Here is a 22,555-nt window from a genome sequence, read left to right as displayed (position 1 = left end):
AATGATGAAAAGTCTCAGCTTACCTAACTTTACTAAGAAGAAGTCCAAAGCTTCGGTCAATGAAAAATTAAACGTTCTCCGGGCTGGTGTTTTGGGCTCTAATGACGGAATTTTGACGGTAGTCGGCGTCCTCTTTAGTGTCGCCGTCGCTACCCCTAACCGCTTCACGATTTTTATCGCCGGTTTAGCCGACCTAGTTGCCTGTGCTTTTTCCATGGCCTCTGGTGAATACGCCTCTGTTAGCACCCAGAAAGATACGGAGGTTGAAACCGTCAAGGCAGAGCAAGCCTTGCTAAAAAATGATTTTGCTTCTGAGTTAAAGGTAGTTCAAGACTACTATATTTCCCAAGGGGTTAGCGTTCAAACCGCCCAAGAGATCGCCCAGGACTTACTGGCCAAAAAACCACTTGCTACCGTTTTAGAAGTGAAATACGACTTAAAATTAGATGATTATCAGTCACCTTGGTCCGCCGCCTTTTCTTCTCTGATTTCTGCCAGCCTCGGAGGGATTTTGCCTTTAGCCGCTATGAGTCTTAGCCCCGCGGCTTATATGTGGCCCGCTACTATTTTAGCCGTCTGCATTTCCGTTTCTTTAACCGGGTTTCTTAGCGCCAAGCTAGGTGACGGCCTCGTCAAAATTGCTATCATTAGAAACCTACTGGTGGGAATTATTACCATGATTATCCACTATAGTTTAGGGATTTTACTCTAAAATAAAAGGCTTATGCTAACCAGTTTGGTTAACATAAGCCCTTTATTTTTTTAATTTAAAGTCGTGCCCGTTCATAAGAAGCGTTATAGGCTTGGTAGTCATGATCATGTAAAGCCGTTGCCGCTTTCATCACCCAGTTAGGATTTCGTAACAAGGCCCGCGCCTGTAAAATGAGGTCGACTTGTTTAGTCTGAACCAGGTATTCACATAAGCCGGGGTTATCCAACAAACCTACCGCTGCCACGTATAAATCACTAACAGCCTTCAAAGCACTGGCAAACTGTACTTGGTAGCCGTCATAGAGCGGAATGTTAGGCTTAACATCCAACAGGCCCCCAGTTGAGACATCCAAACAGTCAAGCCCGGCCGCTTGCAACCAGCCCGCCACTTGTTTCCAATCGGCCATGGTATTCTCTGCTGCTACATATAATGTGAACAAACGTAATCAAATATAACAAATGATTACATTTGAGAAAGAATATAGCTTTTCCTTTCTTGATTTTATTTACTACCGTCAACACCAGTATTCCCATATCCCAACTTGGGGGTAATGACAGTGACTGACTCTTGTAGCTCAAGGGTGTAGCCCACCCCCATTGATTTTTACAGTAAGGCAAGTAAATTTCTCACGGCATTTTCGTCTCGCTCCATAACTGCCCCGCACTCATAACAAATATACTCGTTATGTTTTGTTTTGTGTTTCTTGTTGCCGTCAAGTCCGACTTTATCTTTACCAATCTTAACATGACCACAAGCAGAACAGCGCTGGGTACTTGGATAGTAACGGTCCGCTAAGATTAACTCCTTGCCATACCATTCACACTTATATTTTAAAACTTGCTTGAAATAGCCAAACATTGACCGGTGTAAGCCTTTAGACGCGACGTGACTCATCTGCATCTGCTTAACTGCTAAATCTTCAATGGCAATGCGGTCATAATTATTGACTAGCATGGTGGTAAACTTTTGAACAATATCATGTTGAATACTAGCAACTTTTCGATAATCACGTTGTAACTTGGCTCTCGTCTTAACGTAGTTATTTGCTTGGGTCGCTTTCTTTCCATTTACCATTCGTTTTCTAGCTAAGAGGCGTTGGTAATGCTTAATGCGTTTGTACAAAGCCTTTAAATTGTTAGGCAAAGTCTTGACTTGACCTTCGGTATAGTCAAAGTGACCAACGTTAACGTCAACGGCTGTCTTTTGTCCGGTCTTAGCTTGCTTCGTCACCTTAACTTCAAAGGGTAAGCTCGCCCAGTACTTACCGTTTTCACGATAAATCGAGACGACTTTTAATTCACCCTTTAAATCATTAGCGCCCTTAAAACTAATATCAGCCCAGGCTTTAACCCCGTGCGGTTTATCCAGCCGTAACTTACCATTAACAATCTGAGCCCGGTCCGTCTTAAAACCCTGGCGGGCCGTCTTTTTAGACTTAAACTTTGGTTTGCCCCAATCAGGCAACGACTTCTTAAAGAAGTTTTGCCAGGCTTTACCTAAGTCAGAAATAGCTAGCTGTAAACAACGGGCCGACAGTTGGTACTGCCAATCTTCCTTGTTAGCGACTAATTCGTCCCGAACCTTGCGGGCACTTGGACGTAATTTTTTATCGCCTAAAACTAAGGAAGCATCATACATATCATTCCATAAAGCTAAGCCTTGATTCCAACAATATCTGCGATAATCGCATAAATCATCAAGGACTTGTTTCATGATTTCGTTAGGATACAGTCTAACTTTTTGTACACGTAGCATTAAACTCACCTCCTGTTACAGAGATGATAGCACTTTCTCAAGTAAAATTCAAAACATAAGTTCTAAAAAGTTATCAATCTCACATTTTTACTTTCTGATTGACTATCTTAGATGGTTTTTGAGTATGTTTTAATATATTTTCGTTAACAGTTAAGTTCCTCCCGGCGCATAATCAGTTGCCGAAATTCTTAACCATAATGAGCCGGTAAATTCCGCCCGGACAGCCCGGACAATTTCATCGACCAGGCGATAACGCTTGGCCAAAGTCCCACCGTATTCATCGTTTCTCTGGTTTGTTTTAGGTGAGAGGAACTGATTTAATAAGTAGCCATGGGCCCCGTGAATTTCAAGCACATCAACCCCGGCTGCCTGGGCCCGCTTAGCAGCAGCGACAAAGGCTTCCTTGACCTCAGCGATTTCTGCTAAGCTCATCTCCTTAGGCTGTCCGTAGGTATCATTGTAAGCTATGGCACTAGGGGCCCACTTAAGCTTAGCGTCCTCTGCTTTGCGGCCGGCGTGGTTTAATTGGACCCCCACCTTAGTTCCTAATCCGTGCAAGTAGCTGACTAACTGACTGAATTTTTCTGCTTGCTGATCGTTCCACAAACCTAAGTCATTTTTAGTAATTCGTCCATCTGGCAAAACCGCCGTCGACTCAGTAATAATTAAACTGACCCCGCCAAGCGCACGCGCCCCATAATGGGCAAAATGAAAGTCGGTGGCAATTCCATCTTCTTTAGCCACTTCGTACATACACATTGGCGACATTACCACTCGATTTTTAAGGTCTAAGCCCGCCACTTTAGCCGGTTTCAATAGTTCTGACATTAACTTCACCTCGCATTAATAATTTTACTTACTAATTGTAAACTTAATTACAATTAATGACAAATATTTTCCCTTGCTTCAAAAATGCTATAATGTAATTAACTTTTACGAGAGGTTTTTTTAATGAATAATTACTTAATTTCCATTACTGATAAAAATAAAAATGATGCCGGTCCAAAAGCCAAGCGGGATATCGAACATTTTCTCGCCGGTAAATTTCACTCTGTTACCCTAAAATATGATTTAAAAATGGGCTGGAAGTCGCGCTTACAGAAGCTCTATTTAGCCCACGTTAAGGTGCCGGCTTTCTTTAAAAACCATTCCGACATTGACAACCTGGTTTTACAATACCCCTTGTACTCCACCTACTTGTTAGACGTCATATTAACTAACTTAAAAAAATACACCCAGGCTAAACTTTACCTGGTGATTCATGACCTAGAGTCGCTTAGGCTGTTCAAAGATAAGCCTAACTATGTCCAAAGCGAAATTAACTTCCTTAACCAGGCTGACGGCCTAATCGTCCATAACCACAAGATGATTGCCTGGCTGCAAGCTAACGGCTGTACGAGCAAACTAATTAACCTTGAGATTTTTGACTATGATAATCCGCACCCCTTACTGACTACTGATTACTATGATGCCAGCGTTTGCTTTGCGGGTAATCTGGCTAAGGCCGACTTTCTTACCAAATTAAACTTAACCAAGCACCAGCTGATTTTATTTGGACCCAATCCAAGTAACAACTACCCGCAAAACATCGCCTACCAAGGACAAAAAACGCCCGAGGAACTACCTAAGTTTTTGCAGCAGTCATTTGGCTTGGTTTGGGATGGCGATTCTCTAAGTTCATGTACCGGCACTTTTGGAGAATACATGAAGTACAATAACCCCCACAAAGTCTCGCTTTATCTTAGCTCTGGACTGCCTGTTATTATTTGGAAGGAGGCGGCCCTAGCAGATTTTGTTGAAAAACACCATGTTGGTTTAACAATTGCTGACCTCAATGACTTAGACGACCTGTTGGACCGCTTAACCCCCGCTGACTATGCTTTAATTCGCCAAAACGTAGCCGCCGTTGCTAATAAGATGCGCCAAGGCTACTACATTAAGCGAGCCCTAAAGCAGTTAAAACTCTAGACTAAAGCCCCGCCTAACTACTAAAAGCCAGGCGGGGCTTAGTTTTTATTTAGTTTTCTTTTCTGCTTGCCGGTAGATTAACCAAGCTAACCCACCAAAGAAGATAGGGCCGATAATGGTCCAAAAACCAGTGACGTAATCCCCATCAAGGAATGGTTGCACGCAAGTAAAGATGATTCCAAATAAAATGATTAAGAAGGAAATCAACGTAATCACTTGGGTCCAACCATGCTTTTTATAAACTTCAAACGGTTGGTCGAAGGCCTTCTTCTTAAAGATTGGAAAGGCACCTACTAAAAACAGGTAAGGGAATGAAGTTGAAACGTTGGACATGTCAGTTAGGATGGTATAGAAAGTCTTGGCTTGCCCACCCCCAAAGGAGATGAGGAAAATTAAAATACATACCAGTAAGGCTTGCATCCACATGGCAAATTCCGGAATCCCGTGCTTGTTTAGCTTAGTCATCTTTTCTGGCCACAAATGCTTGGATCCTAAGATAAATGACTTAATTGGTGAGTAAATCAAAATAAAGAAGGAGCCAACGTAAGCTAAGAACATCCCGAGCCCGACGAACCGAATGAAGATATTTCCAATCAAAGCCGAGGTGCTTGCCTTCAAGCCTAAAGTTTGTCCCAGGTAAACACCTAAGTGTTGCATCATTACGTAGGTGATATTACCGAGGTTGACGCTATCGCCTGATAAGTCACGTTGCCAGTTAGTACTTACCCCCCAAAGTAAGATCATCAAGGAATAAGCGGCTGCAATCAAGAGGGAGGAAATTAATAAGCCCTTAGGGAAGGTCTTTTCTGGTTGGTCGATGCTATCAATCATTCCCCCAAGTGATTCTAAGCCGGCATAAGCAAAGATGGCATAGACCACAAACGACATTGTTGCCACCGGACTTTGGAAGGCTGGGTTAGGTGCCTTAACTAAAGAGTGGACTGTCAATGCTTCTTGCATCTGCCCGTGACTAGCAACAAAGGCGATGCCGGTTGCCACTAAAAAGACAACTACCATGGCACTGACAAAGGTCCCCCCGATACTGGAAACCTTCGAAATCACACTCACACCCCGACTAGCACAAAAAGTAACTAAGAGCATCCAAAAAATCCCCAACAAACCAATAACTTGGGTAGCGTTAAAGGGACCAAACGCCCAGGTTTGGGTTAAGTCTTTACCAAAGAGCATGGCCGAAAAGGGAATGTAGACCTTAGAAGAAATACTGAGCAACCAGATAATCCAACTGGATAACCAGATAAAAGTCCCAATGAAGGCCCACTTTTCACCCAAAGTGTGGGTTAACCAACTATAAATCCCGCCCTCTTCTTCCTTAAAGGTTGCCCCATACTCAGCTAGCATCATAGCAACTGGTAAGAAGAAGAAGATGGCTGCAAAAATATACCAAATAATACTTGCATAGCCCATTTGCAAAAAGGCTACCGGCATGTTAGCAAAACCGAAGATACTGGAAAAGATCATCATAATTAAGCTAACTAAGCCAATCTTTTTATTTTTATCCATATAAAAAATCTCCTTTGAGAAAATAACAGTAGCCATTTTACCATAGCAACCTTAAAATCTCGTGGGAGAAGTCAGCACTTAGCCTAAATTTTTATTAACTTTTACTAGGATAATCTGAATATTTATTAACAAAAACTAAGAATCTGAGTTTAAAAAATTTCTGCGATTGGTTGGTCCCCCGCAATCACCGGAATAGCCTGCCCATAAGTCTGCACCTTATTCACAACGGCTACCAGCACCGCAGCTACATCCCCAATCGGAATTGCTCCCAGCGCTTCTTTTTTAGCCACCAAACCCGTAGGTTGGTCTTCCACTAAACTACCAGGTTGAACAATCGTATAATCTAAGTCCGTTTGGTTAACCAGGTAATTATCTGCAAAAAACTTAGCAATGTAATAGTCAGTCAGACTAGCCGGCCACTTGGTAGGCGTCAACGAATATAAGGCACTCAACATCACAAAACGCCTAACCCCTGCTAATTGGGCAGCCTGCATTAACTTAACCGCCCCATAGGCATCAGTTTGTAGCAAATCCTTACCCCGTGAGCCAGCGGTAAAGATAATGGCATCCACCCCCGCCACGAGCTCGGCTAACTTATCCACAGGTGCATGTAAATCCAACTTAACGGCCGTCACATGTGGAAGCTTTTCCACAGCCGCTGGTCGCCTAGCCCCTGCGATTACTTCCTTTCCTTGGGCCGACAATAATTTTAAAACCTCAGTCGCCACCCGGCCGGTACTACCCGCTAGAAAAATTTTCATTCCATTCACTCCAATCCTAATTTCTAGCTTCTTCTTCAGTCAGTTAGTTTTGAAAAATTAAAATTTTCCGTTGACAATTAAAAAATGATGATATAGACTTAGGAACATCAAAAAACAGGGAACCACTATTTTATTAATTGAACAAAACGCCACCCAAGCCCTTAAAATTGCTGACCGCGCCTACGTTCTAGCCACCGGCACAATTAAACTAAGCGGCACAGACACCGAGCTTTTAACTGACCAAGCTGTTAAGCAGGCTTACTTGGGTGGCTAAGCTTACAACGCTTCTAATGTTACCAAAATAACGTTAGAAGCGTTTTTAGTTGTAACTTTTACCACTAAGTCCCTATTTTAGACCACTCGTCTTATTTTCCTTTCTTTAAAGGATACGTTTGTTATACTAAAGGTGAAGAAGGGAGGAACTATCATGAAAGTAAGCTTAACCTATAACCACCAACTTCCTAAAGATGAACTACAACTTGCCACCCAAGCACCGAGCCCCACCATTGACCGTATTGTTGACTTTGCTCAAAAAGAAATTTTTCAATTACCTGCCCAGGTCAACAATCGCAAAGTGCTCGTGGATCTAGTAACCATCCAACAAATTTATGCCGCTAACAAAAAAGTTTATTGCTACGCCAATCACCAAGAGTACCTGCTTAACCAACGTCTTTATCAGCTTGCATCCACCCTGCCTAATAGTTTCGTGCAAATTTCACGTTCCGAGTTAATCCAACTAAAATACGTCCAGGCCTTCAACTTCACTAAAACCGGCATTATCGAGATTCTTTTCAAAGACGGCCGTAAAACCAGCGCATCCCGGCGCTACTTGGGTAAAATAAAGGAGGCAATCAATCATGCGTAAAGTATTAAGATTAAGCATTATCGGTGTGTTAGTCGGAACTTTTGTCGGGCTCTGGCTCTCCATCTTCTTCTCCGGACTAGCTACCGCCGGCAGCTTTTATGCCAGTCTGCCAACTAGCAACTTCACCTGGAAAATGATGGTAACTTCGACCTTACTTTGGGCCTTACTGGGTGCTTGGATGAATGTAGCCCAGTTAATCTTTGACTACGTCAATTCCTTACTGGCAGCTACCATCCTCCATGCAGTTACACTCTACTTTCCACTAGTAGCCGTTGCTTGGCACGAACACTGGCTGAGTTCAACTAGTTTTTTTGCATTTAACCTAATTTTCGTTTTAATCTACCTGCTTATTTGGGTTAGCATCTACCATCACACTAAACACCAGCTACAAATCCTAAATAAAAAATTGCACTGAGCTACTTTAGCATTGAATTAGCCACTATCGCTAACTCAATGCTAATTTTATGTAAGAAAAAATAGTGACCGCATTCACCGTTTCAGGTACACTCCGCAAAGCGACACGAACTTAAACTCGGGGGTATCATTTCTCGCTAGAATTTGGCGCAGAAACTTGCTAATATGACCTGGTTCTTAAGAATTCCCTCATAAAAAATTCTAGGTGTTAAACAAATTACATCTAGAATTTTATGGAAACTCCTTATTTTAGTAGGTAGTTACGTTTGAATTCCCAGTTAATTAAAGTAATGCTTGCAACCACAAGCAAAGGAACAAGGACAATAGTTAGCATACTCCAATTCATTAGTTCGCTAGCCTCTAAAACATCAGGCTTAAAGTCTATCAAGCTATGCAAAATAACCGGAAACACTAACCCATTAGTAACTACTCTCACTACTCCCAAAGCAACTCCTATAACAGCTGCGTATATCACCTGTTGCAGGGTTGCAGGAAAAGTTTGGTAAGTCAAATTGCAAAAATGCAGTAAACCAAAGATTAACGCTGAAGAAAATACCGAGATACTAATTTGCCCCCTTTTTCCTTCTAATAGTTGAGCAAAGGCACCTAAAATTAATCCCCTTACTAAAAATTCTTCGAAAAAGCCAGCTCCTAACGCCACAACTGTTACCCTAACTAACTTGCCTACCTCTAATCCTAATGCGCTGTAAACACCGCTAAGAATTTGGAAAAAGTAACCAAAGTAAAGAATAATGAAAATCAAAAAATATCTACCAGTTTTCATTTGTGCTTTAGTATGGCTCCGTGGAACCAGTAAATATCCCGTTTTCAAAGCCCAAGCACTAGCCATTACTATCAGTAAAACTAAGCTAGCATGGATAAGAATTTTCCAACAACCGAGATTAGCAGTTACTTCTGCTACTACCACATAAATAACATATGCTACTAAAGCGAAAGTTAATTTTAGCCAAGCTGACGTTTCCTGCATTCTAGGTTCTATCATCCATAAAACCTCCTAATAATTAGTTAAATTTACTTATATAATACTCAACTAAGTTGCAGCAAACAATAAATAATAGTTAAATAAATTCGAAACAACTAATCAATCGCCTCAATAAAAGTAAATAAAAGCAACATTTAAATTCATCACTATATCAGCACAATCACCATCGGCATTTGAAATCCGTGCATGCGTTTCAACACTTAGGCATTCACCGTCTTTGCTTACGTCCTAGCGAGCAATGGCCCGTTTTGCACTGGTGAAGTTAAGCAATCACAATAGGAGAAGGTAAAATAAAGCCGTGGTAAGACTGGCTTTAAAAACTATGTACCCAAAGTTTTTTGTATAAAAAAACACCCCATCCAAAGATAGAGTGTTTGAAACCTTGTAATCCGAAGATTAACGTTTACTAAATTGTGAAGCCTTACGAGCTTTCTTAAGACCTGGCTTCTTACGTTCTTTCATACGTGCGTCACGAGTTAAGAGACCTGCACGCTTCAAAACGCCACGGAAGTCTGGGTCAACTTCAAGTAAAGCACGAGCAATACCGTGACGAGTTGCACCAGCTTGACCTGAGAAACCACCACCATTAACGTTAACTAAAACATCGTATGCACCTTTTGTTTCAGTAACAGCGAATGGTTGTACCATAACTTCACGTAAGTTTGCAAATGGAATGTATTCTTCTGCAGGCTTGCCGTTCATAACGATCTTACCTGTCCCTGGTACTAAGCGTACACGAGCAACAGAGTTCTTACGGCGACCTGTACCGCTATATTGTACTTGAGCCAATTCAGTATCCTCCTAGATTAAGTTTGTAATGTCTAATACTTCTGGTTGTTGTGCTGCGTGGTTGTGTTCTGCACCACGGTATACGTGTAACTTCTTAGCTTGCTTACGGCCAAGAGAACCCTTTGGAAGCATACCCTTTACTGATAAAGCAATAAGCTTTTCTGGGTCGTTAGCACGGTAGTCACCAGCTGTACGAGCCTTTAATCCACCTGGATGGTTTGAGTGGTGGTAGTAAATCTTGTCTGTTTCTTTCTTACCTGTTAAAGCAACTTTTTCTGCATTAACAACGATAACGTAATCACCTGTATCAACGTTAGGTGTAAATGTTGGTTTATTCTTACCACGTAATACGGATGCCACTACTGCTGAAAGACGTCCCAAAGGAATATCTGTAGCATCTACGACATACCATTTACGTTCTACTTCGCCTGGTTTTGCAATATATGTTGTACGCACGTCTAATTTCCTCCATTTATTATATGCATGTTTGACAAACAATAAGTTTAACGGGGCCTACTGTGGGGCAAACAATACCAAATACTATATTATAATTTTTCTGTCACTTAGTCAATAAAATTAGCGACAAAAATTATTCTTCTTCACTTTCAATTTCACTAATTAGCGGTTGAATCTGTTCTAAGACGTTGGTCATGTCTTCATAAATCCCTTTTGGCTGACCTTTGTCTTGATATCGCTAATTTTTTCGGCTACGTTAGTAAAGTAGTGACTAGAGTCATCGATATTTTGGGTAATTAGGCCAATTTCAGTATCGCAGGTCTCGAAGGTTTGGATTAACTGCTCACTTTCCTTGGTAACGTCGTCGGCAACGGTGGTGATGGTAGCAATCGTTGCTTGGGTGTCGTTAACCGTTTCATGTGATAAATCAACCGCATTTCTAGTGTCTACTAAGGATTGATTTAACTCAGCGTTTTTTTGCTCTAACTCACCCATGCTACTATCGATGCTAGTAACCATTTCCTTAATTTCTTGGGATAACTCATTAACCTGATTAGCTACGACCGCAAAACCCCTACCGGCTTCACCGGAACGAGCGGCTTCAATCGAAGCGTTGAGGGCTAACAAGTTGGTCTGCGTGGCGACATAGTTAATCTGTTCGACTTGCTTTTTGATTTCGGCTAGACTTTTTTGAAAGGCCTCAAAGTTAACTTGCATGTCGTCGATGGTAGTTAACACCGATTGAGAGCTGCTATCAACTGATTTGATGCCCGCCTGCGAATCTAAGGCAGTTTGCTTTAGCTGCTCCGTGATGGTTTCTAACCGATTGCTGACCTCGTTAATCCCTTTAAATTCGCTTTTAAAGCCGGCAACGGACTGCGAAATCCCACTATACTTTTCCTCAACGATTTCAAAGGAATCTTGAATCTCTTGGATGCCGTTAATTGTGATACTTTCTTCTTGCTGTAACTTGCTTTTTTGTTCTAAGGCAAAGCGGCCGATTTCCTTTAAGGGTAGCAGCTTAGCTGCAATTTTTCTTGGGACTACCGCTTGCTCACTTGACTCGATTGCTGTTACTGCCGGTTTTTTCTTAAAAAATAACATTTTCTATTCCTCACTAATTATTCAAAAACTGCACAAATCATGGTCTGATTTACATGCTGCTTGCCGTACTGCTCGCCCCCACAAACATAACCGAGGTAAGGGCCAAGGGTCCCCATCTGCCGTAAGTAGGTTGGTAGATACCCTTCTTTTTGAAAGAGTTGGTGGCGAAAAATACAATTAAAACTCAAAATCAGTTCTGGCCGCGGATTGTCACGCTTAATTCTTTCTAAGGTCTGGCGGTTAATCGTTTGGTAATCCGCTAACTGTAAGATAGCCACCGTATCGTTTTTATTAACCCGCTTATAGTTAACCAAAGCCCCATTAGCTGCTAGCTCGTGCATCGAAAAGATGTAGTAATTATCACCAACTAGCCTGCCTAAGGGTTGATTTAAGACATTTTCAATAATCTGTTGGGCCGGCAAGCCTGTTTCTTGACTGTAAACCTCAGCGGCGGGCTGATTATCCAATTCGACCAATGTCTTAGTTTTGAGGTCAACCTTGGTTGCAATATGCCGGCTAGCATTACTTACCGGCTCATAGATATTTTCTGAGTAGGTATTGATTTTTCCGTCAAGGTTTTTGATAAGGGCAAAACCACAGGCATCCTGGTAAACTTGCCCATCAACTAAAACTTCACCGGTACACTTTTGCTCATCAAAAACAGAACCACCCAGTAGGGTCACCCCATATTTTTCTAGGGCGACGTTCATGCTGCTGACCGTTACTTCCTCATCGTTAGTACAATACTCTAGGCAGATGGTATTTTGCTGGTTAGGCTTAATTGCTTGTAATTTCTGTTCTAAGGTGTACAAATCCCTAAGTGGGGCCGTGGCTAGCTTGGTTAAAACCCCGGTCTCAACTGCGACTCCCGCTTCAAATGCCACCGCCACTAGGGTTTGCCCTGCTCCAGTGGCTAGGTAAGACTGGCCGCTGGTAGCCAGGCTGGCGGCCCCGGGAAAATTAGTCTGTAAGTAGGTGGCCACCTGCTTCAAATCGCCTAACGTTGTTTGGACTAAGATAAAAGTTGCTTGCCTTACATCCGCCAGCGCTTCTGCTAAGGCCGCTGTAAGCTCTTGCTGGTGACTACTACCTAATTTCGCTTTCATAAATAACTCCTTATAAAGTAATTTGTTATAGCTATACACTTTATATATCGGACAACTGTTGCTTTTTTTAAGTGGTTGCCCACAATCTTTTGCCAAATTTAAAATTTAGTCCACAAAAAAAGCCAGCTACTCCCAAGGGAATAACTAGCTTTTTAGCTTAGTTTTTAATCGTAATAAACTTCTTTTAAATACAAGCCACTGGCCGGCGCCGTCTCACGGGCCTGCGACCGGTCTTTGACCTCATAAAGTCTTAGAAAATCATGGACATCCCGGCGGCCGTTACCAATTTCTAACAGGGTGGCGACCATAATCCGTACCTGGTTATATAAAAAGCCGTTACCATAAAATTCAAAGATAATTTCGTCGTTAGCCTTATCCTCTCTAACCGTGGCTTCGTAAATGGTCCGAACATGATCTTTAACCTGGCTACCCGAAGCCACAAAACTAGAAAAGTCATGGGTCCCTTCGACATCCGGCATTGCTTCCTTAATCCGGTCTATATCCAGTGGGTACTTATAATGACCGGTGTAGAAGCGTTTAAAGGGGTTCGTATATCGGCCCCGACTCACACGGTACATGTAGCGCTTGCCGTGGGTGGTAAAGCGGGAGTGGAAACTGTCAGGGACAATCTCACAGCCCGTAATCTCGCAGTCTAAAGGTAACATGCTATTTAGGCCCCGCAACATCCCTTCTGCAGAAATTTCGTGGGGAAAATCAAAGTGGGCAACCTGGGCTAACGCGTGCACGCCGGCATCCGTCCGCCCAGAGCCATGGACCGTAATATATTCATCTAGCTTACTCATTTTGTTGATGGCCTTTTCGAGCACCCCTTGAACCGTACGCTGGTTAGGTTGAATCTGAAACCCCGCAAAATTCGTGCCGTCGTAAGCCATTGTAATCTTATATCTCTTCGTCATCTCATCCTACCATGTTCTCAAAAATACTAACCCAACTGTAACTAGGCCAAATACCACTAAGGCCAAGCTATCCTTTAACTGCCAAACCTGTTGGCGATACTTAGTCCGCCCTTCACCGCCCCGATAACCCCGGGCCTCCATTGCCGTAGCTAAATCCTCCGCCCGGTTAATCGCACTCACAAAGAGTGGAATCAGCAAGGGAATCACGGCCTTAATTTGGTCGAGAAGCTTACCCTCCCCAAAGTTGACCCCCCGTGACCGTTGGGCGTTCATAATCTTTTGGGTCTCGTCTAACAAAGTGGGAACAAACCTTAGAGCGATTGAAAGCATGAGGGCAATCTCATAGACCGGGACCTTTAAATACTTTAGCGGCTTCATCAACGACTCCAAGCCGTCGGAGATTTCTAACGGCGAGGTGGTCAAGGTTAGCAAGGTCGACATAAAAATAATCAAGACAAAGCGGCAAAAAACATAGGCGCCCCGAACGAGTCCTACCTGCGTTAGGTTCAAAATGCCCCAGTGCCAGTAAACGTGCCCCCCGGTAGTGAAAAACACTTGCAGCAAAACGGTAAAGATAATCAACCAAATCATGGCCGCCACCCCCCGTAAGAAGAAGCCGAGCTTAATCTTAGACAGTAACACACAGGCCAAGACCAAGATTAACAAGAGCCCGTAAGTGGCCCAGTTATTGGCTAAAAAGATAATCGCAATAAAGTAGATACTAAGCGCCAACTTAGCCCGAGCATCCATTTGATGGACGAGGGAGTCACCATTGATATACCGTCCTAATAAAAACTTACTCATGATCAGTCCCCCCTATCAGTGCCACCAATTTTTCCGCCAACTGCTTTTCTTTTAACGGTAATTTATCTAACTTAAAGCCTCTTTCGACTAACTTCTGCGCAAAGGCCGTCGTTTTGGGGAGACCTAGGTGGTGTTTTTTCAACCAGGCAGGCTCAGCAAAAACTTCTTGGGGGCTGCCCGTCTTTAGAACCTGCCCCCCTTCAAGTACGACCACATTATCGGCATAATTAGCTACGTCATCCATATTGTGTGTAACCAGGATGATATTTAGCTTTTCTTCTTGGTGAAGGCGGTAAAACATCTCCATCATCTCCAGCCGGCCCTTAGGATCTAACCCAGCCGTCGGTTCATCCAAGATTAAGGTCTTAGGAGTCATGGCCAAAATTCCAGCAATTGCCACCCGGCGCATTTGCCCACCAGATAACTCAAAGGGAGACTTCTCCCACAGGCTGGCAGGTAAATTAACTAGCTGAGCCATTTGCTTAGCAATTTCTAAGGCCTCCGCTTGGCTTTTACCAAAATTTTGGGGCCCAAACGCAATGTCTTTTAACACCGTCTCTTCAAACAGCTGAGCCTCTGGAAATTGAAAGACAAAACCGACTTGCTTGCGTAACGCACCTAGTTGCTTATTTTTAGTCTGGGGCGTAATTAATTGACCATTAACCTCTAAACTGCCACTAGTGGGCTTTAACAGACCATTGAGGTGCTGCAACAAGGTTGACTTCCCACTTCCGGTGTGACCAATAATAGCTGTGTAGGAGTCATCCGGAATCGTCAAGTTAATGTCCTTTAAGGCGTGGTATTCAAAGGGGGTATTGGCTTGGTAAATATAATTTAAGCCTGTGAAAGTAATTGCCATAACCAAGCCACCATCCCTTCTTCATCTAAATACTTCGTTGGCACTCTCAGCCCTAACTTACTTAGCTCATGCTTTAACTTTTCAGGGTAAGGGACATCTAGGCCTAACTCGATTAAGGCCTGGCCCTTAGCAAACAGGTCAGCTGGCTTTTGATCTGCGATAATTTGGCCATCGTCTAACACGATTACCCGTTGAGCTAGACTGGCCTCATCGATATCATGGGTAATTGAAATAATTGTAAACCCTTCTTGGTTTAACTTACTCATTAAGTCAATGATATCTTGCCGCCCTTCGGGATCAAGCATACTCGTCGACTCATCAAAAATGATTACATCCGGTTGGAGTGCCAACACCCCGGCAATCGCCACCCGTTGCTTTTGGCCCCCCGACAGGCGGACTGGTTCGTGCTTGGCATAGGCGGTCATATTAACGGCTGCTAACGCCTGTTTTACCCGCCTTACCATCTCGCTTCTAGCCAGTCCCCGATTTTCCATTCCAAAGGCGACATCGCCTTCGACATCCGCACCAACAAATTGGTTATCAGGATTTTGGAAAACCATCCCAATGTGGTTTCTAACCTCCCACACCGTCTTTGCTGTTAACTTTAGGCCAGCTACTTCAATTGTCCCAGCCTCTGGCTCAATTAAGCCATCCAAGGCCTTGGCTAAGGTCGACTTTCCACTACCGTTATGGCCAATGATAGCAACCCACTGGCCGGCCTCAATTTCCAGGCTGACCTTATTCAAGGCAGGTTGTTCGTCCGTTGGGTTATAACGATAGGTCAAATCCTTTACTTTAATCATCGTTGTCATTGCCTGTTCCTCGTATCCTAAACTTAGTCATAGGTAAATAATACCATATTTTCCCTAGAAAATTAAAAACCCCGACTAGGAAAAAGGGCTTCTTCCTAACCGAGGTTAACTTATACCAGTGATTATGACTAATTTTAAGCAAATAAAAAATCACTTTTTATAACGAAACTTTCACAAGACCATTCTTGCTACTTAGGACTAGACTCGGAATAACCCAACATCGTAACGCCCACTTATCGCTATAAAAGTGACAATTTATCTTAAATTATAGTTGAATTAAACTAATTCAAGGACAACCATCTTAGCAGCATCGCCACGACGTTGTTCCATCTTTAAGATCCGTGTGTAACCACCGTTACGTTCTGCATAACGAGGTGCTACATCGTCAAATAATTTTTGTAAAGCTGTTTGAACAACAACCTTGTCGCCGTCTTCCTTAACGTCAGCAACAACATCCATCATGAATGCAGCAGCGCGACGACGAGCAGCTAAATCACCCTTCTTACCTAAAGTGATCATCTTATCAGCGAATTTACGTACTTCCTTAGCACGAGTTTCAGTTGTTACGATTTTACCGTTAACAAGCAAGTCAGTTGTTAAGTTACGTAACATTGATTTACGGTGTGCACTTGTACGACCTAATTTACGGTAAGCCATGAACAGATTCCCTCCCTTAATTAATTATTAGTCATCATGACGTAATGATAAACCTAAATCAGCTAATTTAGCCTTAACTTCTTCAAGTGATTTCCGGCCTAAGTTACGGACCTTCATCATATCAGCTTCGGACTTGTTCGTTAATTCTTGAACGGTGTTGATACCAGCCCGCTTCAAGCAGTTGTATGAACGAACAGATAAATCGAGTTCTTCGATTGTCATTTCGAGCATCTTTTCTTTATGTGTTTCTTCTTTTTCAATCATGATTTCAGCATTCTTGGCTTCATCAGTAAGATCAACAAATAAAGTAAGATGTTCAGTTAAAATCTTTGCTGACAAACTAATAGCTTCACTTGGAGTGATTGAACCATTAGTCCATACGTCAAGCGTTAATTTGTCATAATCATTCTTTTGACCAACACGTGTTTTTTCTACTTGGTAGTTGACACGTTCGATCGGGGTATAAATAGAGTCGATTGCTAAAACACCAATTGGCATTTCATCATTTTTGGCCTTGTTATCACTAGCGGAAACATAACCACGACCCTTGTCAGCATTCATCCGAACATGGAAAGAAGCACCTTCAGCCACAGTGGCAATATGCAAATCCGGATTAAGGATTTCAACATCACTGCTACCATTAATGTCACCTGCAGTTACGTCCATTGGACCAACCACATTGATTTCTAGTGCCTGTGCATCTTCAGAATCAATTTTCAAAGCAACTTTCTTCAAGTTCAAAATGATTGCAGTTACATCTTCAAGAACCCCTTCAACTGTAGAGAATTCGTGTAACACACCATCAATTTGAACATCAGTAATAGCAGCACCTGGCAATGAAGAAAGTAAGATTCGGCGTAGGGAGTTACCCAAAGTTGTACCGTAACCACGTTCTAGTGGTTCAATGATAAACTTACCGTAATCTTTTGTTTCTTCAATTTTATGAATTTTTGGTTTTTCAAATTCAATCATTCTTATCTTTACCCCTTTCAAAACGTAACGTGCAATCTGGCGAAAACATTATGAAGTTTCCCTCAAAATGAAAACTAATCCACATTAAACACGACGGCGTTTTGGAGGACGGCATCCATTGTGAGGTACTGGTGTAACATCCTTGATAGATGTAACTTCAAGACCAGTAGTTTGAAGTGCACGAATTGCAGCTTCACGACCAGAACCTGGGCCTTTAACTGCAACTTCAACAGTCTTCATACCGTGGTCCATGGCACCTTTAGCAGCAGCTTCTGCAGCCATTTGAGCAGCAAATGGAGTTGACTTACGTGAACCCTTGAAGCCCAATGAACCAGCTGATGACCAAGCTACGGCGTTACCATGAACATCTGTGATCATAACAAGTGTGTTGTTAAATGTTGAGTGAATGTGAGCCACGCCGCTTTCAATATTCTTCTTTACACGACGCTTACGTGATTTCTTAACTGCCATGAAATAGCTAACCTCCTTTTGTTAAATTATTTCTTCTTACCGGCAATTGAAATTGCTGGGCCTTTGCGTGTCCGCGCATTGTTCTTGGTATTTTGACCACGAACTGGTAAATGACGACGGTGACGCATGCCTCGGTATGAGCCGATTTCTGAAAGACGCTTAATGTTTAAGGAAACTTCACGACGTAAGTCACCTTCAACCTTAACCTTGTCTACTTCAGCACGGATCTTATCTTCTTGATCTGCTGTTAAGTCGCGAACGCGAACATCTTCAGAAACTTCTGCTGCAGCTAAAATCTTCTTAGCTGTTGTATTACCGATTCCGTAAATATAAGTTAAGCCGATTACGATACGCTTGTTACGTGGTAAATCGACACCTGCGATACGAGCCATTACAATTACACCTCCTGTTTAATTATTATCCTTGACGTTGTTTGTGCTTTGGGTTATCGCAAATAACCATAACGCGACCTTTACGCTTGATTACTTTGCAGTGTTCGCACATTGGTTTAACTGATGGTCTTACTTTCATGAATTATACCTCCTATATAGTGTTGAAGTACAATCTATTTAAAGCGATAGGTAATGCGACCCTTAGTCAAATCGTAAGGGGACATTTCAACCGTTACTTTATCACCTGGCAAGATACGAATATAGTGCATCCGAATTTTACCGGAAACATGTGCTAAGATCTCATGTCCGTTTTCGAGTTCAACTTTAAACATCGCATTTGGCAACGTTTCTTTGATCGTACCCTCAATTTCAATCACATCATCTTTCGCCACGCAAAAGTACCTCCTTAAAAAATGGTTTTAAAACTTTACACGAAAATTGTGAGAAGCTTTTTTTGGAGTCCCACCTTTTTCCGCAAGTTAGCTTACCCCTTTTCAAGGGCAAACTAAGCCTATTGAAAAGATAAACCTAAATTATCTTATCACAAGGCCTATCTCATTGCAAGTTATTTTTCAGAGTAAATTAGTTTTTTTCTGAAAATCATTTTGGCTAATAAAAAAGCATTCAAGCAATGCCTGAATGCCTAATATCTTAAAGGTTATCTAAAACAGACTTAACATCTGCAAAGACCTTGTCGATTTCTTGGTTACCGTTAACTTCGTGTAAGAGGTTTTGTTCCTTGTAGAAGTCAAGTAACGGTGTGTTCATCTTAATGTTAACTTCCAAGCGGTTCTTAACTGTTTCTGGCTTATCGTCTTCACGTTGGAAGAATTCATGGCCCCCGCAGCGATCACAGGTTCCTTCAACCTTGGTTGGGTTGAAGACCTTGTGGTAAGTAGCACCACAAGCCCGGCAGATGTAACGACCAGTTAAACGTTCCATCAATGATTCTGGGTCAACGTGGATGTTGATTACCCCTGTCAGTGGGCGATCTAATTCCTTCCCAATTTCTTCTAAAGCCTTTGCTTGGGCCATGTTCCGTGGGAAGCCATCAAGTAAGAAACCATCTTTAGTATCAGCTTGTGCCAAGCGTTCCTTAACGATGCCGTTAGTTACTTCGTCTGGTACAAGTTCACCTTTGTCGATGTACTTCTTAGCTTCTAAGCCCATTGGGGTTTCATTTTTCATTGCTGCCCGGAAAATATCCCCGGTTGAGATATGAGGAATCTTGTATGTATCTACGATTCGTTCTGCTTGGGTCCCTTTCCCTGCACCAGGAAGTCCCATTAACATTAAGTTCATTGCCATAAGGTCTTGCCTCCAAAAATATAATTACACTTCATATTATACCTGTTTTACAGCAAATAAAAAAGACTAGCCCTAAGATTGGCTAATCTTTTCTAACATTCCCCATTAAAAATCTGCCTCCCGGTAATTTACCGCTTCAAGGTTTCTTCTCCCCCGCTGCAAGACATAAATCGCTATGATTACCAAGCAGATGCCGATAACTTCCATAACGTTAATGCTTAATTTCAGGAAAATTACACTTAAAATCGTGGTCGTTACGGGTTGCAAGGCATCCATAATCCCGATGACATCTGACGGTGCAAAGCGCGCACTGTAAAGTAAGAGGGCAAAGGGAATAATCGTCCCAAAAATGATGACCGTTGATACCGACAAAATGATTGGCAAGGTCAATTTCGGTCCCCCAACCCAGACAGGGTTATAGAGGTTAAATAAAATCCCGGCAATAAAAGTTCCCCACCCCAAGGTAATAATCGGAGAGTAGTCCTTAGCTAATGGCCGGGGTAAAACAATGTAAAAGGCCGCGGTTATCCCGGAACCAATTCCCCACAGCAAAGATTCCACTGAAATGGCTAACTGGGTAAAATCACCCTTAGTAATCACTAACACTACCCCTAAGAGGGAGATTATGAAAGCAATTAAGTCCGTTTTCATGGGGGTCTGCCGTTTAAAGACTAAGGCCCCGATAACGATAAAGAGTGGACTCAAGTACTGTAAAACGGTCGCAGTGGACGCATTTCCTGTTTGAATAGCTAAATAAAAGGTTAACAGGTTAGCCATCAACCCTAAAGTCGCATAGGCCAGCAACCAGGCTAGCGCCGTTTTATCTTTGAAAATCGCAAAGGTTTGCTTGCGATATAACAGCAAGCTGATGAGCAAAAGAATTGTACCTGCCCCTAAAGTCCTAACCGATAGATACCATGCTACTGGTAGGTTTTGATTTTGAGAAATAAATTGAATCGTTGTCCCGGAAATCCCCCAAATTGCTGAGGCAATCGCAGCAATCGTGATTCCTTTCATAATGTGCTTATTATTCACATCCTCACCCTTTCCTAATAATTAACTCAACTTTTCTATTTTAGCCTATTTTGCCCGCAACATGTTCATTTATTAAATCAAAAAAAGATTAGCCTTAATTTAGACTAATCTTTTTTGCTTAAATTATTATTCGCGGATGAAACCAACGTATTCGCGTTTCATCATCATACCTTCTAATTGGCGCATTGTTTCCAATGTAACCCCGACCACAATCAACAGACTGGTTCCTCCAAGTCCGATAGATTCGTCCAAGCCCCAAACGGCGGAAGCAACTAACGGAATTAGTGAAACTAAGCCCAAGAAAAGTGAGCCGACAGAACTCAACCGGATCAGTAAGCGTGACACATACTTTTGCGTTTCTAGTCCTGGCCAAACAGAAGGAATGTAGCTTCCCTGCTTTTGCAAGTTTTCTGATAATTTTTCAGGGTTAACTTGCACGAAAGCATAGAAGAAAGTAAATAAGACAATCAGCACTGTGTAAAGGGTCATTCCCGCAACCGTTGAAGTTGAGAAAATATTAGTCATCACTTGGTACCAGGTGTCCTCAGAGTGGTTTGCCGTGAATGCCAACAAGATTGTTTGCGGCGTGGCAATAAAGGAGCTGGCAAAGATGACTGGAATAACCCCCGCAACATTAACCTTTAGTGGTAAGTATGAATTTTCTGATGCCCCAGCCAGGCGTCTTGTATATTGAATAGGAATCTTATAATTTGCTTGTTGTACATAAGTTACAAAGGTCACAATAATCAAGATTACCAAGATAAGGATCACAACATACAAGATTGGTTGCCAAATCTGTGAAGCACTACCAAATTGCTCAGTGTAAATTTGGTAAATACCCGTTGGGATGCGGGCTAAAATCCCGGCCATGATAATCATGGAAATTCCGTTACCTAAGCCCCGTTCAGTAATCATATCACCTAACCAAGTGGTAAACATGGTTCCACCAGTAAGGATAATGCCAATACTGATATATGTTTTAATTCCTGGATTAGTCACCAGGTTCAAGCTACTCAAAGCATTAAACCCAGCAGTAATCCCAATTGATTGTACAAACGCTAGCACAATTGTTAAGTACCTAGTCACTTGGTTTAACTTCCGGCGTCCGACTTCCCCTTGCTTACTCCATTCCACAAAGCGCGGAACAATATCCATTTGTAATAATTGGACCACGATTTGGGCGGTAATATAAGGAGAAACCCCCATTGCGAGGATGGAATAGTTAGTTAAACCACCACCACTAAAAGTGTTCAAGATACTAATTAACCCTGAAGACGCAACGCTAGACAGAGCCTGTGCGTTGATCCCAGGGACAGTGATATAAGTGCCTAAACGAAATACAATCAAGACACCAAGGGTAAATAGGATTTTATTTCTAATCTCTTTTACAGCCAAGGCGTTCTTCATTGTTTTAAGCATGCTTAAATCACCTCAGCTTGACCGCCTGCTGCTTCGATGGCTGCTTTAGCAGATGCAGAGAATTTGTTAGCCTTAACAGTTAACTTCTTCTTCAATTCACCGTTACCTAAAACTTTGATACCATCTTTTTCATCTTTGATTAGGCCAGATTCAACCAACAATGCTGGTGTTACTTCTGCACCGTCTTCAAATTTGTTTAAAGTTTCTAAGTTTACGATTGCGTAGTCTTTACGGTTAATGTTCTTGAAACCGCGCTTAGGCATCCGACGGAACAAAGGCATTTGTCCCCCTTCAAAACCTACACGCACTTTGCTACGAGCCTTTTGACCTTTTTGACCACGACCTGCAGTTTTACCGTTACCGGATGAAGTACCACGACCGACACGATTGCGTACGTGACGTGAGCCTTCCGCTGCATGTAATTCATGTAATTTCATTAGGGTTGGCACCTCCTT

Annotated in this window: 28 protein-coding genes and 1 pseudogene; 5 read left to right on the top strand and 24 right to left on the bottom strand. The window is 42.4% G+C overall.

The features are described 5' to 3' along the window. Positions 1-4 precede the first annotated feature (4 nt). Positions 5-712, top strand: coding sequence for a VIT1/CCC1 transporter family protein (locus tag N4597_RS01615; RefSeq protein WP_089143812.1), 708 nt, complete (start codon positions 5-7; stop codon positions 710-712). Between the two features lie 55 nt (positions 713-767). On the opposite strand, the gene N4597_RS01610 is transcribed toward N4597_RS01615, so the two are convergent. From N4597_RS01610 to N4597_RS01600, 3 genes are all read right to left on the bottom strand, one after another. Further along, complete coding sequence (locus N4597_RS01610) at positions 768-1,151, bottom strand: oxidoreductase (protein WP_260904285.1); 384 nt, start codon at positions 1,149-1,151, stop codon at positions 768-770. 164 nt (positions 1,152-1,315) lie between these two features. Further along, positions 1,316-2,467 carry an RNA-guided endonuclease InsQ/TnpB family protein gene (locus tag N4597_RS01605; RefSeq protein WP_089143809.1) on the bottom strand — a complete coding sequence of 384 codons (1,152 nt, stop codon included), beginning with the start codon at positions 2,465-2,467 and terminating at the stop codon, positions 1,316-1,318. 150 nt (positions 2,468-2,617) lie between these two features. Further along, positions 2,618-3,295, bottom strand: coding sequence for an oxidoreductase (locus tag N4597_RS01600; protein ID WP_260904282.1), 678 nt, complete (start codon positions 3,293-3,295; stop codon positions 2,618-2,620). A 123-nt stretch (positions 3,296-3,418) separates the two neighbouring features. Between N4597_RS01600 and N4597_RS01595 the strand changes: the two genes are divergently transcribed. Then, positions 3,419-4,435: a beta-1,6-galactofuranosyltransferase gene (locus N4597_RS01595; RefSeq protein WP_260904280.1), complete on the top strand. Its 1,017-nt coding sequence runs from the start codon at positions 3,419-3,421 to the stop codon at positions 4,433-4,435. A gap of 45 nt (positions 4,436-4,480) precedes the next feature. Here the strand turns inward: N4597_RS01595 and yjeM are convergent, their stop codons facing one another. Both yjeM and N4597_RS01585 read right to left on the bottom strand, forming a co-directional pair. After that, the gene (gene yjeM, locus N4597_RS01590) at positions 4,481-5,956 is read right to left on the bottom strand and encodes a glutamate/gamma-aminobutyrate family transporter YjeM (RefSeq protein ID WP_167589615.1); all 1,476 of its coding nucleotides are present in this window, start codon (positions 5,954-5,956) and stop codon (positions 4,481-4,483) included. Between the two features lie 149 nt (positions 5,957-6,105). Then, a complete protein-coding gene (locus N4597_RS01585) occupies positions 6,106-6,717 on the bottom strand; it encodes an NAD(P)H-binding protein (protein ID WP_089144501.1) in 612 nt (203 codons plus the stop codon). Between the two features lie 97 nt (positions 6,718-6,814). On the opposite strand from N4597_RS01585, the pseudogene N4597_RS01580 reads away from it, so the two are divergent. The 3 genes and pseudogenes from N4597_RS01580 to N4597_RS01570 form a co-directional block, all read left to right on the top strand. Continuing rightward, positions 6,815-6,991: pseudogene (locus N4597_RS01580) on the top strand (ABC transporter ATP-binding protein); the annotation flags it as partial. Between the two features lie 153 nt (positions 6,992-7,144). Then, the gene (locus N4597_RS01575; protein ID WP_089144502.1) at positions 7,145-7,582 is read left to right on the top strand and encodes a LytTR family DNA-binding domain-containing protein; all 438 of its coding nucleotides are present in this window, start codon (positions 7,145-7,147) and stop codon (positions 7,580-7,582) included. Then, positions 7,575-7,997 (top strand): DUF3021 domain-containing protein, encoded by a 423-nt coding sequence (locus tag N4597_RS01570; protein WP_260904278.1) that lies wholly within the window; start codon positions 7,575-7,577, stop codon positions 7,995-7,997. The genes N4597_RS01575 and N4597_RS01570 overlap by 8 nt, the downstream gene beginning before the upstream one ends. Positions 7,998-8,240: 243 nt before the next feature. Here N4597_RS01570 and N4597_RS01565 read toward each other — a convergent pair whose 3' ends face one another. The 19 genes from N4597_RS01565 to rplO form a co-directional block, all read right to left on the bottom strand. After that, on the bottom strand, positions 8,241-8,999 hold the full coding sequence (locus N4597_RS01565; RefSeq protein ID WP_260904276.1) for a CPBP family intramembrane glutamic endopeptidase: 759 nt from the start codon (positions 8,997-8,999) through the stop codon (positions 8,241-8,243). Positions 9,000-9,395: 396 nt separating this feature from the next. Continuing rightward, complete coding sequence (rpsI, locus tag N4597_RS01560; protein ID WP_050610998.1) at positions 9,396-9,788, bottom strand: 30S ribosomal protein S9; 393 nt, start codon at positions 9,786-9,788, stop codon at positions 9,396-9,398. A gap of 12 nt (positions 9,789-9,800) precedes the next feature. Beyond that, a complete protein-coding gene (gene rplM, locus N4597_RS01555; protein WP_050610997.1) occupies positions 9,801-10,244 on the bottom strand; it encodes a 50S ribosomal protein L13 in 444 nt (147 codons plus the stop codon). 192 nt (positions 10,245-10,436) lie between these two features. Continuing rightward, positions 10,437-11,348 carry a methyl-accepting chemotaxis protein gene (locus N4597_RS01550; protein WP_260904273.1) on the bottom strand — a complete coding sequence of 304 codons (912 nt, stop codon included), beginning with the start codon at positions 11,346-11,348 and terminating at the stop codon, positions 10,437-10,439. A gap of 17 nt (positions 11,349-11,365) precedes the next feature. Then, a complete protein-coding gene (locus tag N4597_RS01545; protein ID WP_172585849.1) occupies positions 11,366-12,454 on the bottom strand; it encodes an FIST C-terminal domain-containing protein in 1,089 nt (362 codons plus the stop codon). A 164-nt stretch (positions 12,455-12,618) separates the two neighbouring features. After that, complete coding sequence (gene truA / locus N4597_RS01540; protein ID WP_260904270.1) at positions 12,619-13,371, bottom strand: tRNA pseudouridine(38-40) synthase TruA; 753 nt, start codon at positions 13,369-13,371, stop codon at positions 12,619-12,621. 6 nt (positions 13,372-13,377) lie between these two features. Continuing rightward, complete coding sequence (locus N4597_RS01535) at positions 13,378-14,175, bottom strand: energy-coupling factor transporter transmembrane component T family protein (protein WP_089144506.1); 798 nt, start codon at positions 14,173-14,175, stop codon at positions 13,378-13,380. Beyond that, entirely contained in the window at positions 14,168-15,034 is an 867-nt protein-coding gene (locus tag N4597_RS01530; protein WP_172585850.1) for an energy-coupling factor ABC transporter ATP-binding protein, read from the bottom strand. Before N4597_RS01530 ends, N4597_RS01535 begins: the two co-directional genes overlap by 8 nt. Continuing rightward, complete coding sequence (locus tag N4597_RS01525) at positions 15,010-15,846, bottom strand: energy-coupling factor ABC transporter ATP-binding protein (RefSeq protein ID WP_089144507.1); 837 nt, start codon at positions 15,844-15,846, stop codon at positions 15,010-15,012. Before N4597_RS01525 ends, N4597_RS01530 begins: the two co-directional genes overlap by 25 nt. Before the next feature lie 276 nt (positions 15,847-16,122). Further along, entirely contained in the window at positions 16,123-16,503 is a 381-nt protein-coding gene (gene rplQ, locus N4597_RS01520; RefSeq protein ID WP_050610993.1) for a 50S ribosomal protein L17, read from the bottom strand. A 27-nt stretch (positions 16,504-16,530) separates the two neighbouring features. Further along, a complete protein-coding gene (locus tag N4597_RS01515; protein WP_056976962.1) occupies positions 16,531-17,475 on the bottom strand; it encodes a DNA-directed RNA polymerase subunit alpha in 945 nt (314 codons plus the stop codon). A gap of 84 nt (positions 17,476-17,559) precedes the next feature. Then, positions 17,560-17,946: a 30S ribosomal protein S11 gene (gene rpsK / locus N4597_RS01510; protein WP_004050265.1), complete on the bottom strand. Its 387-nt coding sequence runs from the start codon at positions 17,944-17,946 to the stop codon at positions 17,560-17,562. Between the two features lie 26 nt (positions 17,947-17,972). After that, positions 17,973-18,338 carry a 30S ribosomal protein S13 gene (rpsM, locus tag N4597_RS01505; protein ID WP_050610991.1) on the bottom strand — a complete coding sequence of 122 codons (366 nt, stop codon included), beginning with the start codon at positions 18,336-18,338 and terminating at the stop codon, positions 17,973-17,975. 25 nt (positions 18,339-18,363) lie between these two features. Next, the gene (gene rpmJ, locus N4597_RS01500) at positions 18,364-18,477 is read right to left on the bottom strand and encodes a 50S ribosomal protein L36 (RefSeq protein WP_003696792.1); all 114 of its coding nucleotides are present in this window, start codon (positions 18,475-18,477) and stop codon (positions 18,364-18,366) included. Positions 18,478-18,511: 34 nt separating this feature from the next. Continuing rightward, positions 18,512-18,730, bottom strand: coding sequence for a translation initiation factor IF-1 (gene infA, locus N4597_RS01495; RefSeq protein ID WP_003689399.1), 219 nt, complete (start codon positions 18,728-18,730; stop codon positions 18,512-18,514). 259 nt (positions 18,731-18,989) lie between these two features. After that, positions 18,990-19,646, bottom strand: a complete 657-nt coding sequence (locus N4597_RS01490; protein WP_050610990.1) for an adenylate kinase — start codon at positions 19,644-19,646, stop codon at positions 18,990-18,992. Positions 19,647-19,751: 105 nt separating this feature from the next. Next, a complete protein-coding gene (locus N4597_RS01485; RefSeq protein WP_056976970.1) occupies positions 19,752-20,663 on the bottom strand; it encodes a DMT family transporter in 912 nt (303 codons plus the stop codon). Between the two features lie 144 nt (positions 20,664-20,807). Continuing rightward, positions 20,808-22,100 (bottom strand): preprotein translocase subunit SecY, encoded by a 1,293-nt coding sequence (gene secY / locus N4597_RS01480; RefSeq protein WP_056976961.1) that lies wholly within the window; start codon positions 22,098-22,100, stop codon positions 20,808-20,810. 2 nt (positions 22,101-22,102) lie between these two features. Next, a complete protein-coding gene (rplO, locus tag N4597_RS01475) occupies positions 22,103-22,537 on the bottom strand; it encodes a 50S ribosomal protein L15 (protein ID WP_050610988.1) in 435 nt (144 codons plus the stop codon). Positions 22,538-22,555: the final 18 nt, after the last annotated feature.

Origin of the sequence: Ligilactobacillus agilis (assembly GCF_025311475.1) — a bacterium.
Classification (GTDB): Bacteria; Bacillota; Bacilli; order Lactobacillales; family Lactobacillaceae; genus Ligilactobacillus; species Ligilactobacillus agilis.
The sequence above is the reverse complement of the archived record's forward strand: the minus strand, read 5'-3'. Positions and strand labels throughout refer to the sequence as shown.

Excerpts from the sequence above, each read along its gene's own strand:
- N4597_RS01615 (WP_089143812.1), top strand. The coding sequence starts at position 5 with ATGAAAAGTCTCAGCTTACCTAACTTTACTAAGAAGAAGTCCAAAGCT.
- N4597_RS01605 (WP_089143809.1), bottom strand. The coding sequence starts at position 2,467 with ATGCTACGTGTACAAAAAGTTAGACTGTATCCTAACGAAATCATGAAA.
- N4597_RS01600 (WP_260904282.1), bottom strand. The coding sequence starts at position 3,295 with ATGTCAGAACTATTGAAACCGGCTAAAGTGGCGGGCTTAGACCTTAAA.
- N4597_RS01595 (WP_260904280.1), top strand. The coding sequence starts at position 3,419 with ATGAATAATTACTTAATTTCCATTACTGATAAAAATAAAAATGATGCC.
- yjeM (WP_167589615.1), bottom strand. The coding sequence starts at position 5,956 with ATGGATAAAAATAAAAAGATTGGCTTAGTTAGCTTAATTATGATGATC.
- N4597_RS01585 (WP_089144501.1), bottom strand. The coding sequence starts at position 6,717 with ATGAAAATTTTTCTAGCGGGTAGTACCGGCCGGGTGGCGACTGAGGTT.
- N4597_RS01575 (WP_089144502.1), top strand. The coding sequence starts at position 7,145 with ATGAAAGTAAGCTTAACCTATAACCACCAACTTCCTAAAGATGAACTA.
- N4597_RS01570 (WP_260904278.1), top strand. The coding sequence starts at position 7,575 with ATGCGTAAAGTATTAAGATTAAGCATTATCGGTGTGTTAGTCGGAACT.
- N4597_RS01565 (WP_260904276.1), bottom strand. The coding sequence starts at position 8,999 with ATGATAGAACCTAGAATGCAGGAAACGTCAGCTTGGCTAAAATTAACT.
- N4597_RS01550 (WP_260904273.1), bottom strand. The coding sequence starts at position 11,348 with ATGTTATTTTTTAAGAAAAAACCGGCAGTAACAGCAATCGAGTCAAGT.
- N4597_RS01545 (WP_172585849.1), bottom strand. The coding sequence starts at position 12,454 with ATGAAAGCGAAATTAGGTAGTAGTCACCAGCAAGAGCTTACAGCGGCC.
- truA (WP_260904270.1), bottom strand. The coding sequence starts at position 13,371 with ATGACGAAGAGATATAAGATTACAATGGCTTACGACGGCACGAATTTT.
- N4597_RS01535 (WP_089144506.1), bottom strand. The coding sequence starts at position 14,175 with ATGAGTAAGTTTTTATTAGGACGGTATATCAATGGTGACTCCCTCGTC.
- N4597_RS01530 (WP_172585850.1), bottom strand. The coding sequence starts at position 15,034 with ATGGCAATTACTTTCACAGGCTTAAATTATATTTACCAAGCCAATACC.
- N4597_RS01525 (WP_089144507.1), bottom strand. The coding sequence starts at position 15,846 with ATGACAACGATGATTAAAGTAAAGGATTTGACCTATCGTTATAACCCA.
- rplQ (WP_050610993.1), bottom strand. The coding sequence starts at position 16,503 with ATGGCTTACCGTAAATTAGGTCGTACAAGTGCACACCGTAAATCAATG.
- N4597_RS01515 (WP_056976962.1), bottom strand. The coding sequence starts at position 17,475 with ATGATTGAATTTGAAAAACCAAAAATTCATAAAATTGAAGAAACAAAA.
- rpsK (WP_004050265.1), bottom strand. The coding sequence starts at position 17,946 with ATGGCAGTTAAGAAATCACGTAAGCGTCGTGTAAAGAAGAATATTGAA.
- rpsM (WP_050610991.1), bottom strand. The coding sequence starts at position 18,338 with ATGGCTCGTATCGCAGGTGTCGATTTACCACGTAACAAGCGTATCGTA.
- rpmJ (WP_003696792.1), bottom strand. The coding sequence starts at position 18,477 with ATGAAAGTAAGACCATCAGTTAAACCAATGTGCGAACACTGCAAAGTA.
- N4597_RS01490 (WP_050610990.1), bottom strand. The coding sequence starts at position 19,646 with ATGGCAATGAACTTAATGTTAATGGGACTTCCTGGTGCAGGGAAAGGG.
- N4597_RS01485 (WP_056976970.1), bottom strand. The coding sequence starts at position 20,663 with ATGAAAGGAATCACGATTGCTGCGATTGCCTCAGCAATTTGGGGGATT.
- secY (WP_056976961.1), bottom strand. The coding sequence starts at position 22,100 with ATGCTTAAAACAATGAAGAACGCCTTGGCTGTAAAAGAGATTAGAAAT.
- rplO (WP_050610988.1), bottom strand. The coding sequence starts at position 22,537 with ATGAAATTACATGAATTACATGCAGCGGAAGGCTCACGTCACGTACGC.